The following is a 13,586-nucleotide window of genomic DNA, read 5'->3' as shown; positions in this document are numbered from 1 at the left end:
TCAACGGTAAACTTTACTGTTCTATATACTTGTCTTAATCTGTACCAGTTAAGATCGAACGAAATTTACGAGTCGGATCTATGTGAATTGCCTTTCTTTACAAAATTCTTCAAATATTCATAAAAAGTAATTGTGGCTTAACCCTTCTGTAACATAGATGAAACAAAGATTCGTTATTATAGAATTAGTAATTGACCCCCTTTTTTTATATATCGTTTTTGCGTAAGCAGATGTGCTTGCGCCCTTTTTTTTGGAAAAAATAATAGTAAACGGTATCATTTACTATGTGAAATAGCCAATTATGTTTGGGCTTACTTAAAAAGATGTAGTATAATTATTAAGAATACTGTTATAATATCTGTCTTTACAATTGGATATGATAAATTGATTTGACCCTGTATATGAGGTGAACAAATTGCAACGTGTAACGAATTGCATTTTGACAAACAACGAAACGAATGAAGTATTAACACTCCAGAAACCGAGGCGAGGTTGGTGGGTTGCACCAGGCGGTAAAATGGAGCTTGGAGAAACAATCAGGGAAAGTGTAAAACGGGAATATTGGGAAGAGACAGGTTACTTCATAAAAGATCCAAACCTTAGGGGGATTTTTACTATAATCATCGAAGAAGATGGAAAAATCATCAATGAGTGGATGATGTTTACATTTCATACATCAGAATATCAAGGTGATTTACTAGAAGAGTCACCAGAAGGAAAGTTAGCATGGCAGCCAATCTTAAAGGTGATGGAATTGCCAATGGCACCTGGAGACTATTATATTTTCGATCATGTTTTAAATGGAGATGGAATGATGTATGGGAACTTTACCTATACGAAGGATTTTAAACTTTTATCCTACCGTCTTGATGTAAATGGCAAGATCACTTTGGAAAATAGGACTAAGAAATAATTAACTTAAAGGTGGGGATCCAAGTGGAAGAGGAAAAAAGGTTTGCACATGATTTAGAGCTTGTGATCATCACTGGTATGTCAGGAGCAGGAAAAACAGTTGCCGTTCAAAGCTTCGAAGATATGGGGTATTTTTGCGTAGATAATTTACCACCAGCCCTCATTCCTAAATTTATAGATTTGGTGGAAGGTTCTGGCGGGAAAATGCAGCGAGTTGCCCTTGTTATTGACTTAAGGGGCCGCGAATTCTTCGATCAATTGTTTAGTGCGATAGATACGATTGGTACAGAATCCAAAGTTACACCCCAAATCGTCTTTTTAGATTCAAGGGATAGTGTCTTAGTCAGGCGGTATAAAGAAACCCGTAGATCACACCCCCTGTCTGCAGGCGGAACTCTATTAGAGGGCATTAAGGCAGAGCGTGAACTCTTAGATGAGCTAAAAGGGCAAGCGCAGATGATTATTGATACGAGTGATTTAAAGCCAACTCAATTGAGAGAACGAATATTACAGCGTTTTTCCTTAACGGAGAAGCAAGTATTTAATGTTCAGTTACTATCCTTTGGTTTTAAGCATGGTGTTCCTATTGATGCAGATTTAGTTTTTGATGTGAGATTCTTACCTAATCCACATTATATAGATCACATGAGGCCAAAGACTGGGTTGGATCAAGAAGTATACGATTATGTACTGAAATGGTCAGAGACAAAGCAATTTATAGAAAAGTTGCAGGATTTACTGACTTATATGCTTCCACACTACAAGCGTGAAGGAAAACGCCAGCTAGTGATTGCAATCGGCTGTACAGGTGGAAAACATCGTTCAGTAACGTTAGCAGAGTTTTTCAAAAAAACGCTTGGTGATGAGGGTTATCATACATTTGTCTCGCACCGTGATGTAGAGAAAGGAAAGCTAGAAGGGTGAAAAAGGCAAATATTGTAGTAATAGGTGGCGGTACGGGCCTTTCTGTACTATTGAAAGGGCTCAAAACCTTTCCTGTAGATATTACTGCTATTGTAACAGTAGCTGATGACGGTGGAAGCTCTGGAAGGCTACGAAAGGAATTACGCATTCCACCTCCAGGAGATGTGAGAAACGTTCTTGTAGCTCTTGCTGAAGTGGAGCCCCTTGTGGAAGAACTGTTTCAACATCGTTTTGAAAACGGGAATGGATTAAGTGGACATTCGTTGGGGAATTTATTATTAGCGGGAATGACTTCCATTACTGGTGACTTCGCCCGTGGTGTCCAAGAAATAAGCAGAGTTTTAAATGTAAAAGGGAAAGTACTACCAGCAGCAAACGAGGAGATCATCCTCCACGCAGAGCTAGAAGATGGAACGTTTGTGGAAGGTGAATCTAATATTCCACTAGCAGGCAAGAAGGTAAAACGAGTCTTTCTCGAGCCTAACAATCCAGAGCCGTTACAAGAAACATTAATTGCTTTGGAAAAAGCAGATTTAATTGTACTTGGACCTGGAAGTCTTTATACGAGCATCATTCCTAATTTACTTGTCCCAGGAATAGCAGATGTCATTATGAAATCAACAGCTACTAAGGTTTATATATGTAATGTCATGACGCAGCCTGGGGAAACAGACGAATTTAAAGCGTCTGACCATGTACAGGCCATTTACGAACATATTGGGGAAAACATTATTCACTCTATTCTTGTAAATGGGCAAAACATTCCTTTTTCATATGCTCAGAGATATGCTGGTCAAGGTGCTAAACAAGTAGAAGTGGATTATGATGGATTACAGAAACTAGGGTTAGACATCATCTCAGATGATTTATTATATTTTGATAATTATTTATTGCGCCATGATGCAATAAAATTATCACAAAGACTCTTATCCATGTTATAGTACTATTTAATATTACTATACTTGATTGGTTTAATATGAATAATGGGGGTATGGCAGATGTCATTTGCTTCCATGACAAAGAAAGAGCTAACGCAATTGGAAGTTGAGGAGTGCTGTGCTAAAGCAGAGCTTGCTGCGTTAATCCGGATGAATGGTTCCATATCCATTCGGAATATGCAAATTACACTTGATATTCAAACGGAAAATGCGGCAATTGCCAGACGTATATATACGTTGATTAAGACGCTTTATCAAGTACATGTGGAACTCCTTGTTAGGAAAAAAATGCGGTTGAAAAAGAATAATGTCTATGTTGTTCGCATTATGAAGGATGCCCGCTTCATGTTAGAGGGCTTGAAGATTGTTGATGCTACTTTTTCGTTTACGAGAGAGATATCAGAGGAATTGATCGAAAAAGAATGCTGCAAACGCGCTTACTTACGTGGTGCATTTTTAGCTGGAGGCTCCGTCAATCACCCTGAGACTTCTTCATACCATCTGGAGATATTCTCGTTTTATGAAGAGCATAATCGTTCCTTATGTGAACTAATGAATTATTTCAACCTCAATGCAAAAATGCTTGAGCGAAAAAAAGGTTTCATCCTCTACTTAAAAGAAGGGGAAAAAATTAGTGAATTGTTGAACGTTATTGGTGCACACCAGGCACTACTGCGATTTGAAGATGTTCGTATCATGAAAGATATGCGTAATTCCGTAAATCGTTTAGTTAACTGTGAAACAGCTAACTTAAATAAAACAGTCGGTGCTGCCTTAAGACAAATGGAAAATATCAGATTTATTAAAGAACAAGTAGGATTAGATGTTTTACCAGACAAACTTAGGGAAATAGCTGAATTAAGAATGGAGCATCAAGACGTCTCCTTGAAGGAGCTTGGGGAAATGGTGCCAAGCGGCAAGGTAAGTAAATCAGGAATTAATCACCGATTAAGAAAAATCGATGAGTTTGCAAATAAATTACGTTCAGGAGAGAGTTTATAAGCTCCTGAAAATTTTACCTTTTAATTGGAAGCGCTTTGAAGCTAAATAAATGGGATTGGGAGGAATTAAAATGAAGGAAAAAGAATTAGTTGTAAAAAGAAAAGCTGGTCTACAAGCGAGACCTGCAGCGATGTTTGTACAAGAGGCAAATCGCTTTAATGCAGACATCTTTATTGAAAAAGACGGAAAAAAGGTCAATGCAAAAAGTATTATGGGGATTATGAGTCTTGCAATTAGCACTAATACTAAAGTAACATTATCTACTGATGGTAGTGATGAAGAAGCAGCTTTAGAAGCTTTAGCAGCATTTATAGAAGATGAATCGTAAATAAAATGTTCAAAGAGGTTAGGAAATTGACCTTCTTTGAACATTTTTTTGTTTCTTTTTGTTTCGTCGGTGCGCGGGGGGGTGCGATCTGCGGGCGGAGTGGGGGTCTACGCGCGGACTTTGCGGTTTTACGCGCGGATTTTGCGGTTTTACGCACGGTTTTCGCTGTTCTACGCGCCAGAATCGGTGTTGTTCACGCCATTTTCACATTTTGAACCGGATTTTGTGGTTCTACGCGCCGATTTTGGAGGCTTACGCGCGGGTTTTGCAGTTCTACGCGCCAGATTCGGTGTTGTTCACGCCAACTTCACAACTCTGGTAAAATATACCGATTTTAATCCCCCTATGCTAGGGAGTGGAGTACGCGATACGCAGGCACTAATAGTTACAGAACCAAATTAAAACGACAAGACAAACGAGAATTAAAAAAATGCCCCAAAATCAATTTGGGGCATTCGCACTCTTAAATCATTTTTATTCAGGTTTCTTTTCCATCACTTTATCAATTAAACCGTACTTTTGTGCTTCTTCAGCACTCATGAAGTTATCACGGTCTGTGTCACGCTGGATAACTTCAATAGGTTGGCCAGTACGCTCTGATAGAATTTCATTTAGCTTTTCACGCATTTGAATGATTCGCTTAGCATGAATTTCAATATCAGAAGCTTGACCTTGTGTACCACCTAAAGGTTGATGGATCATTACTTCACTGTTTGGTAGGGCAAAACGTTTACCAGGCTCACCAGCAGCAAGTAGGAAAGCTCCCATGGAAGCAGCCATACCAATACAAATTGTTTGTACCTTTGGTTGGATAAATTGCATTGTGTCAAAGATTGCCATCCCAGCTGTGATAGAACCTCCTGGGCTATTAATATATAGGGAGATATCCTTTTCCGGGTCATCTGCGGCTAAAAATAATAACTGAGCTACGACTGAATTAGCAACATTATCATCGATACCAGATCCTAGCATGATGATACGATCTTTTAATAAACGTGAGTAAATATCGTAAGCGCGCTCACCACGATTTGTTTGTTCAATTACCGTTGGGACTAAATTCATTTCGTTACTCCTCCTTTTCCTCTTCATCAAAATATGTGTTATGTGTATTTTCCTATGGTATCTTACATGGATATCATACCTCTAAAGGTCAATGAAGGTCAAATCAAATGGCTCATTTTACATATAGAATTTTCCACATTCCTCGAAGAAATTTCTATAAAACCGTTATGGATAATATCCTTATGTAGTATATGTATAATACGACCAACACTTTCCATCATAACCGATTTCTATGAATTTCAAACAAGAATAGGGCTCAATCATGGAATTTCTCTCTATATTTTTATGTGACTGGGTGAGGATTGAGACCGTAATGTATTTTTAACATTTCGAAAGGGTTTATTAAAGAAAGCGCTTACTTTTATGTGATATGATGGAGTAAGAAAATCTGACGGAGTCCGTACTTTAGAAAACTTTATCATGTATAATGATCATGAGGAGGAAGGCCTTTATGAATATGGAATATGGCTTGTTTCAACAACAGTCAATGAAACTTGTAATGACGAACGAACTCCGACAAGCAATTACGATATTACAATATTCAGTTTTGGACCTAAAGCAATACTTACATGAGCAACAGTTAGAGAATCCATTGATGGAATTAAATGATAATATAATAAAAGAAGAGATTGCTAGAGAAAAATATGACTTTGATTATGGATATAGGAAAACGCGTGCTGGAACTTCTGAACCTCTTGACATGGATGAAAATGATTCCTTAGTAGAGCAATTAAGTCGTTCAGAGGAAGGGTTGCAAGACGTTCTTTTAAACCAAATTCGTTTTCTTCACCTGGATCCCCTAATGAAAAGGATCTTGACTTACTTAGCCCTAAATGTCGATGAAAATGGATACTTAAAGTCAACGTCTCAAGAAGTTGCAGAAGAGATTAAGGAGCCACAAGAGAGTGTAGAGGAAGCGTTAAAAATTCTTCAAAGCCTAGAGCCATATGGTGTTGGTGCTACTTCCTTAAAAGAATGTCTACTCCTCCAACTGAAACAGTTAGAAGTTAGGGACTTGTTGGCAGAGGAGATAGTTAGGAAACACTTAGATTTATTGGCAAAAAAGCAGCTTAAGAGAATTGCAAAGGAAGAAGATGTTGATATTCAGGAAGTTCAATACGTTTTTGACTTCATACAAACCTTAAATCCGAAGCCAGGGGCAATCTATCAGCGCGAACCTGCAAAGTATATTGTTCCAGATGTGACTGTAAAAAAAGTGAATGGTGAATATATTGTTTATCTAAATGAAGACCATTTGCCTGAAATGACGATGAATCCACGTTATAAGGCGTTAATGAATAATGGGGAATCTGATGTTAGTCAATATATGAAGCAAAAATATGAGCAGTTTCAGTGGATTAGGCGCAGTGTTATGCAAAGGCAAGAGACACTTTTAAAAGTGGCTAAAGCAATTGTTGATTACCAAAAGGCTTTCTTGGAAAAAGGGCCGACTGAGCTAAGACCAATGACCCTCAAAATGATAGGGGAGATGGTCGGTGCCCATGAGTCAACTGTTTCTAGGGCGACAACGAAAAAGTATATACAGACACCTAAAGGGCTATATGAGTTAAAATATTTCTTTAAATCAAATGTAGGTGATTCGGATGGGGAAGATACTTCTTCAGAACGGGTCAAAATTTATTTAAAGAGATTAGTAGATAAGGAAAATAAACAGAAACCACTGTCAGATCAAAAACTTATGACAGCCTTAAAAGCTAAATATGGTATCCAGGTTTCTAGAAGAACCGTGGCTAAATATCGTGAAGAAATGCATATACTATCGTCTACACAAAGAAAGAGATATGTTGAATAAGGATAGAGTGAGCGCTTGGTGATCAGCCATCAACTAGAGAAATGGGGACCAAGCCAAGCCAAGTAAGTCAGTTTTATCTTTTAAAAAGGAAGTGCAGGAAGTGAAACTTTATTTTTACACAAAAGAAGGTTGTCCACTATGCGATAAAGGACTGGAGATCCTCAAGATGTTTAAGGAGGACTTCTCAATTGAGATTGTTGAGAGGGACATTTATACAAATGATGCTTGGCTAGAGGAATATCAAATTAGAATTCCTGTAGTGGAAGATGAAAAGGGGAACGTATTAGACGAGGGAATCCTTTCATTTTCAACCCTTGATACAAATATCAACAAATTGTTCACAACTTAATATTGCCAGTCAATCATTTCCTTGGTACAATTGTTGTTGGAAGTACAAAGACATTTTTCCAAAATAGTACATAAGGAAATGATCTTTTTTTTCGCACGTAGTGGGACATAATATGTCTACGAGGGACATATAGAGTCCCGAAAGTGAGCGTTAAAAGGAGTTCTAACTACATGAGAATGTTACTCGATATACAAAAGAAATTAGTCCCTGACCTTTTAGAGGTGTTGGAGATGCGATTTGGAATTTTACGCTTTCTTCGCCTCATGCAGCCAATAGGCAGAAGGTCTTTAGCAAATAGTCTGGAAATGTCTGAACGTGTGCTTCGCAGCGAAGTAACTTTCCTAAAGGACCAAGGTTTGATCCAAATAGCATCTTCTGGCATGACCCTTACTGACGACGGCTATAACCTGTTGACGAAATTGGAAGAAGTGATGAAAGAAGTTGCTGACATTCGAAACATGGAACAGGAATTAAAGGATAAGTTAAACATCTCTGAGGTATATATTGTTCCTGGAGACAGTGATGAATATTCCTGGGTGAAAAAAGAAATGGGGCGCGCTTGCATTTCAATCATGAAGGGGAAACTCTCTTCTCGCGGCAACACGATTGCAGTTACTGGTGGAACTTCCATTGCTGCTGTTGCTGAAATGATGGTTCCAGACTCTGACTTGAAGGAAGCATTGTTTCTTCCTGCAAGGGGCGGACTTGGAGAACAAGTGGAGAATCAGGCTAACACAATATGCGCAACGATGGCAAGAAAAGTAATGGGTACATATCGGTTACTACACGTTCCAGATCAATTGAGCAAAGAATCATATGATTCCTTAATTGAGGAAACGTCAATTAAAGAAATATTAGACTTACTTAGGTCAGCTGATATTGTTTTTCACGGGATTGGGGTTGCCACTACGATGGCAGAAAGAAGAAACTCCAAAGCTGAAGTACTCGATAAACTTAAAAATGAATCTGCTGTTGCAGAAGCCTTTGGATACTATTTTGATAAGTCAGGATCTATTATCCACAAAGTTTTAACAATTGGACTTCAACTAGAGGATTTAGCAGAAATCCCACATATTATTGCTGTTGCTGGTGGGGAATCCAAGGCAAAGGCAATCCAGGCATACATGAAACACGGTGCAAGCCAAATACTTGTTACAGATGAAGGGGCTGCAAAAGCTATTTTATCTGACAATTAATATAAAATGTATAAAATTATCCGTAAAAATCGCATATTAAAATGTTTGAGAATGTCGAAAATGGTTATTTTAAAGAGTGTAGGTTTTCAATCAGGGAGATGATCCCTTTTGAAATAGATTATTTGTATTAATATTAAGGAGGAATTTTTCATGGCAACTAAAGTAGGTATTAATGGTTTTGGACGTATTGGTCGTATCGTGTTCCGTGCGGCACTAAATAACCCAGAGGTAGATGTAGTAGCAGTAAACGACTTAACTGACGCTAGCATGCTTGCTCACTTATTACAATATGACTCTGTTCACGGTAAACTTGATGTTAAAGTTGAAGTAAATGGTGATAACCTTGTTGTAGATGGTAAAGAAATTAAAGTAACTGCAGAAAGAGATCCTGCAAAACTTTCTTGGGGCGAGCAAGGTGTTGAAGTAGTAGTTGAATCTACTGGTTTCTTCACAAAGCGTGCTGACGCTGCAAAACACTTAGAAGCTGGTGCGAAGAAAGTAATCATCTCTGCTCCTGCATCTGAAGAAGATATCACTGTTGTAATGGGTGTTAACGAAGATAAGTACGATGCTGCTAACCACCACGTTATTTCTAACGCATCTTGTACTACTAACTGTTTAGCTCCATTTGCTAAAGTGTTAAATGACAACTTTGGAATTAAGCGCGGTATGATGACTACAGTTCACTCATACACTAACGACCAACAAATCTTAGACTTACCACATAAAGACTACCGTCGTGCACGTGCTGCAGCTGAAAACATTATCCCAACAACTACTGGGGCTGCAAAAGCAGTTGCATTAGTTCTTCCTGAGCTTAAAGGTAAACTAAACGGTGGTGCTATGCGTGTTCCAACACCTAACGTATCATTAGTTGACCTTGTAGCTGAATTAGATAAAGACGTTACTGCTGAAGAAGTTAACGCAGCATTAAAAGCAGCTGCTGAAGGTCCACTTAAAGGTATCCTTGCATACAGCGACGAGCCACTAGTTTCTGGTGACTACAATGGTAACCCATCTTCTTCTACTGTAGACGGACTATCTACAATGGTTATGGAAGGCAACATGGTTAAAGTTATCTCTTGGTATGACAACGAGTCTGGTTACTCTAACAGAGTAGTAGACCTTGTTACTTATATCGCTAAACAAGGACTATAAGAAATAACCATTTAAATAATAATTTTATATATGGAAGAGGAGGCAGCGCGTCACTCGTGTCTTGTTCTCCTCTTTCCCTTGTAAAATACTTAAGAGATAGTAAGTGAGAAAAGGCTATCGCAAACTTGGCCCTTTCGCCAAGTTTTCTTCATATATACGCATAATTTTCGAAAAAATACAGCAATTCTATAATAGTGAAGGAGGAATCCCTCTATGAATAAGAAATCTGTTCGTGATATTGACGTAAAGGGACAACGAGTTTTTTGTCGTGTAGACTTTAACGTTCCAATGAAAGATGGAGAAGTGACGGATGACACACGTATCCGCGCTGCTATACCTACAATCAAGCACTTAGCTGAGCAAGGTGCTAAAGTCATTCTAGCAAGTCACTTAGGTCGTCCAAAGGGTGAAGTAGTAGAAGAGCTTCGCTTAGACTCTGTAGCAAAACGTCTTAGTGAACACCTTGGGAAAAAAGTAGTTAAAGTAGATACTGTATATGGTGAAGAGCCAAAGAAAGCAATTGCTGAACTTAACGAAGGTGACGTTCTTCTTTTAGAAAACGTTCGTTTCGAAGCTGGAGAAGAAAAAAATGATCCAGAATTAGCAAAAGAACTAGCAGCTTTAGCTGATGTATACGTCAATGATGCATTTGGTGCAGCTCACCGTGCTCATGCTTCTACTGAAGGAATTGCAAAACACATTCCAGCAGTAGCAGGATTCTTAATGGAAAAAGAGCTTGAAGTTTTAGGTAAAGCATTAAGTAATCCGGAAAGACCTTTCACAGCAATCATTGGTGGAGCAAAGGTTAAAGATAAAATCGGTGTTATTGATAATCTATTAGAAAAAGTAGATAACCTTATTATCGGTGGTGGATTAGCGTACACGTTTATTAAGGCGCAAGGTCATGAAATTGGAAAATCCTTATTAGAGGAAGACAAGATTGATCTAGCAAAGCAATTTATGGCTAAAGCAAAAGAAAAAGGTGTTAAATTCTACATGCCTCTTGATGGTATCGTCGCTGACAAGTTTGGTGCTGATGCGAATACACAAGTTGTAGACATTGACAGCATCCCTAGTGATTGGGAAGCATTAGATATTGGACCAAAAACAATTGATCTATATCGTAATGTTATCCTTGATTCTAAGCTAGTAATCTGGAATGGACCAATGGGAGTTTTCGAACTTGAGCCATTTGCAAACGGAACGATCTCTGTTGCAAAAGCACTTGCTGATGCCCAAGATGCTTATACAGTTATTGGTGGTGGAGACTCTGCAGCAGCTGTTGAGAAATTCGGCTTTGCTGAAAACATGGATCACATCTCAACAGGTGGAGGAGCTTCCCTAGAATTTATGGAAGGTAAAGACTTGCCAGGTGTTGTAGCCCTTAACGACCGCTAAAATATAGAAAAAGGAGGTACCAGTATAATGCGTAAACCAATTATTGCAGGAAACTGGAAAATGAATAAAACAAAGGAAGAAGCCTTAAGCTTCGTAAAAGAAGTGAAAGGTTCCGTACCTTCCAATGATAAGGTTGAATCAGTAGTTTGCTCACCAGCCCTATTCCTTGATGCTCTTGTTCAAGAAGCAGAAGGAACGGATCTAGCTGTAGGTGCACAAAATATGTACTTTGAGGAAAGCGGTGCATTCACAGGAGAAATCAGCCCAGTTGCACTGAAAGACCTTGGTGTATCTTACGTTATCATTGGTCACTCTGAGCGCCGTGAGCTTTTTGGTGAAACTGATGAGACAGTAAATCAAAAAACGCATGCAGCATTTGCTCATAGATTAACACCAATTGTTTGTGTTGGTGAAACATTAGAAGAGCGTGAAGCTGGAAAAACAACTGATGTAGTAACAACACAAGTTACTGCTGGTCTTAAAGGCCTAACTGAAGACCAAGTGAAGAAAACAGTCATTGCTTATGAGCCAATCTGGGCAATTGGTACTGGAAAAACTGCTTCCTCTGAAGATGCTAACGAAACTTGTGGTGTCATCCGTAATGTCATTAAAGACATTGTTTCGGCTGATGCTGCTGAAGCTGTTCGTATCCAGTATGGTGGAAGTGTAAAACCTGCAAACATTAAAGAGTTACTTGCACAATCTGACATTGATGGTGCACTTGTAGGTGGAGCAAGTCTAGAAGCGGAATCCTTTTTACAACTTGTGGAGGCAGGAAATGAGTAAGACACAACCAAAAGCGCTGATTATCCTTGATGGTTTTGCCCTTCGTGAAGAAACGAAAGGAAATGCTGTCGCTCAAGCTAATACGCCTAACTTCGATCGTTACTGGAATGAGTTTCCACACGATACTCTTACAGCAAGTGGAGAAGCGGTTGGTTTGCCAGAGGGACAAATGGGGAATTCCGAAGTAGGACATTTAAATATTGGTGCTGGTAGAATCGTTTACCAAAGTTTAACTCGTGTAAATTTGGCAATTCGCGAAGGCGAGTTTTTCAAAAATAAAACTTTCCTTAATGCTATGAAGCATGTAAAGGAAAAAGGATCTAGCCTTCATCTATATGGTCTCCTATCAGATGGTGGGATACATAGTCATATTCAGCATATGTTTGCATTGCTTGAATTGGCGAAACAAGAAGGTATCGAAAAGGTTTACCTACATGGTTTCTTAGATGGACGAGATGTTGGTCCACAATCTGCAGAAGAATTTATTAAACAGACACAAGAAAAGTTAAACGATCTTGGTGTAGGTGAGATTGCAACGATTCAAGGGCGCTATTACGCAATGGATCGTGACAAGCGTTGGGAGCGTGTGGAAAAATCATATCGTTCTATGGTATATGGAGATGGGTTAAAATACACAGATCCAATTGCTGCATTGCATGATTCCTATGAAAATGGCATCCATGATGAATTCGTTCTTCCATCTGTTATTACGAAGGAAGATGGAGAAACTCCTCGTGGAACGATCCAAGATGACGATGCAATCATCTTCTTTAACTTTAGACCTGATCGTGCCATTCAAATGTCTCAAGTTTTCACGAATGAAGAGTTTGCAGGATTTGATCGTGGAGATAAATTCCCGAAAAATCTACACTACGTTTGTTTAACGAAGTTTAGTGAATCGGTGAATGGCTATGTGGCGTTTGAACCAACGAACCTTGATAACACGATGGGTGAAGTTGTTTCTAAGGCTGGTCTAACTCAGCTTCGTATTGCAGAAACAGAGAAGTATCCTCACGTAACTTTCTTTTTCAGCGGAGGCCGTGAAGAAAAATTCGAAGGGGAAGAAAGAGTGTTAATTGATTCTCCTAAGGTGGCAACATACGACCTTAAACCTGAAATGAGTGCATACGAAGTTACTGAAGCACTTCTTGATGAAATCAATCAAGATAAGCATGATGTAATCGTATTGAACTTTGCAAATCCGGATATGGTAGGACACTCTGGTATGCTTGAGCCAACTGTGAAGGCTATTGAAGCTGTTGACGAGTGCCTTGGAAAAATCGTGGACCTGATTTTAGAAAAAGGTGGTAAGGCAGTAATCACTGCTGACCATGGTAATGCTGATGTTCTAGAAACAGCAGAAGGAACACCAATGACTGCCCACACGACGAATCCAGTTCCGGTGATTGTAACAGATAAAGAGGTAACATTACGTAACGATGGTATTTTAGGGGATTTAGCTCCAACAATACTTGAATTACTAAATGTTGAGCAACCTAAAGAGATGACTGGAAAGTCTTTGATACGTTGATTTATGCTTCAGGTTGCTCGCTTTCCGCGGGCGGCTGGTGAGCCTCCTCGATGCTTCGCATCTGTGGGGTCTCACCCCTGCCTTTGATCCCGCAGGAGTCTCGCACCTTACGCAAAAATCAACATTTAAATTAATGAAGATAAATGAAATTATCTGAAATAATTTGGAATTATTTTAAAAGGAAAATAT

13 protein-coding genes are annotated in these 13,586 nt (G+C 38.9%); 12 read left to right on the top strand and 1 reads right to left on the bottom strand.

Annotated elements, in window-relative coordinates; genetic code table 11:
- Positions 1-415 precede the first annotated feature (415 nt).
- From BW724_RS17675 to BW724_RS17655, 5 genes are all read left to right on the top strand, one after another.
- Positions 416-913 (top strand): 8-oxo-dGTP diphosphatase, encoded by a 498-nt coding sequence (locus BW724_RS17675; RefSeq protein WP_088076466.1) that lies wholly within the window; start codon positions 416-418, stop codon positions 911-913.
- 23 nt (positions 914-936) lie between these two features.
- On the top strand, positions 937-1,836 hold the full coding sequence (gene rapZ, locus BW724_RS17670) for an RNase adapter RapZ (RefSeq protein ID WP_268876157.1): 900 nt from the start codon (positions 937-939) through the stop codon (positions 1,834-1,836).
- Positions 1,833-2,777, top strand: a complete 945-nt coding sequence (locus tag BW724_RS17665) for a gluconeogenesis factor YvcK family protein (protein ID WP_088076465.1) — start codon at positions 1,833-1,835, stop codon at positions 2,775-2,777. The genes rapZ and BW724_RS17665 overlap by 4 nt, the downstream gene beginning before the upstream one ends.
- A 57-nt stretch (positions 2,778-2,834) precedes the next feature.
- Complete coding sequence (whiA, locus tag BW724_RS17660; protein WP_088076464.1) at positions 2,835-3,776, top strand: DNA-binding protein WhiA; 942 nt, start codon at positions 2,835-2,837, stop codon at positions 3,774-3,776.
- A gap of 70 nt (positions 3,777-3,846) precedes the next feature.
- Complete coding sequence (locus BW724_RS17655; protein WP_088076463.1) at positions 3,847-4,104, top strand: HPr family phosphocarrier protein; 258 nt, start codon at positions 3,847-3,849, stop codon at positions 4,102-4,104.
- A 474-nt stretch (positions 4,105-4,578) separates the two neighbouring features.
- Here the strand turns inward: BW724_RS17655 and clpP are convergent, their stop codons facing one another.
- Positions 4,579-5,193 carry an ATP-dependent Clp endopeptidase proteolytic subunit ClpP gene (gene clpP, locus BW724_RS17645; protein ID WP_088076461.1) on the bottom strand — a complete coding sequence of 205 codons (615 nt, stop codon included), beginning with the start codon at positions 5,191-5,193 and terminating at the stop codon, positions 4,579-4,581.
- Positions 5,194-5,617: 424 nt separating this feature from the next.
- Between clpP and rpoN the strand changes: the two genes are divergently transcribed.
- The 7 genes from rpoN (at position 5,618) to gpmI (ending at position 13,397) form a co-directional block, all read left to right on the top strand.
- Positions 5,618-6,979, top strand: coding sequence for an RNA polymerase factor sigma-54 (gene rpoN, locus BW724_RS17640; RefSeq protein WP_176371455.1), 1,362 nt, complete (start codon positions 5,618-5,620; stop codon positions 6,977-6,979).
- Positions 6,980-7,070: 91 nt separating this feature from the next.
- The gene (locus BW724_RS17635; protein WP_328588725.1) at positions 7,071-7,328 is read left to right on the top strand and encodes a glutaredoxin family protein; all 258 of its coding nucleotides are present in this window, start codon (positions 7,071-7,073) and stop codon (positions 7,326-7,328) included.
- 170 nt (positions 7,329-7,498) lie between these two features.
- The gene (locus tag BW724_RS17630) at positions 7,499-8,524 is read left to right on the top strand and encodes a sugar-binding transcriptional regulator (RefSeq protein ID WP_088076458.1); all 1,026 of its coding nucleotides are present in this window, start codon (positions 7,499-7,501) and stop codon (positions 8,522-8,524) included.
- Between the two features lie 150 nt (positions 8,525-8,674).
- A complete protein-coding gene (gene gap, locus BW724_RS17625; protein WP_088076457.1) occupies positions 8,675-9,682 on the top strand; it encodes a type I glyceraldehyde-3-phosphate dehydrogenase in 1,008 nt (335 codons plus the stop codon).
- 213 nt (positions 9,683-9,895) lie between these two features.
- The gene (locus tag BW724_RS17620; RefSeq protein WP_088076456.1) at positions 9,896-11,080 is read left to right on the top strand and encodes a phosphoglycerate kinase; all 1,185 of its coding nucleotides are present in this window, start codon (positions 9,896-9,898) and stop codon (positions 11,078-11,080) included.
- 27 nt (positions 11,081-11,107) lie between these two features.
- Entirely contained in the window at positions 11,108-11,866 is a 759-nt protein-coding gene (tpiA, locus tag BW724_RS17615; protein ID WP_088076455.1) for a triose-phosphate isomerase, read from the top strand.
- Positions 11,859-13,397 carry a 2,3-bisphosphoglycerate-independent phosphoglycerate mutase gene (gene gpmI / locus BW724_RS17610; protein WP_088076454.1) on the top strand — a complete coding sequence of 513 codons (1,539 nt, stop codon included), beginning with the start codon at positions 11,859-11,861 and terminating at the stop codon, positions 13,395-13,397. The genes tpiA and gpmI overlap by 8 nt, the downstream gene beginning before the upstream one ends.
- The last annotated feature ends 189 nt before the right edge of the window (positions 13,398-13,586 follow it).

Origin of the sequence: Litchfieldia alkalitelluris, assembly GCF_002153425.1 — a bacterium.
Lineage (GTDB): Bacteria > Bacillota > Bacilli > Bacillales > Salisediminibacteriaceae > Evansella > Evansella alkalicola.
The sequence above is the reverse complement of the archived record's forward strand: the minus strand, read 5'-3'. Positions and strand labels throughout refer to the sequence as shown.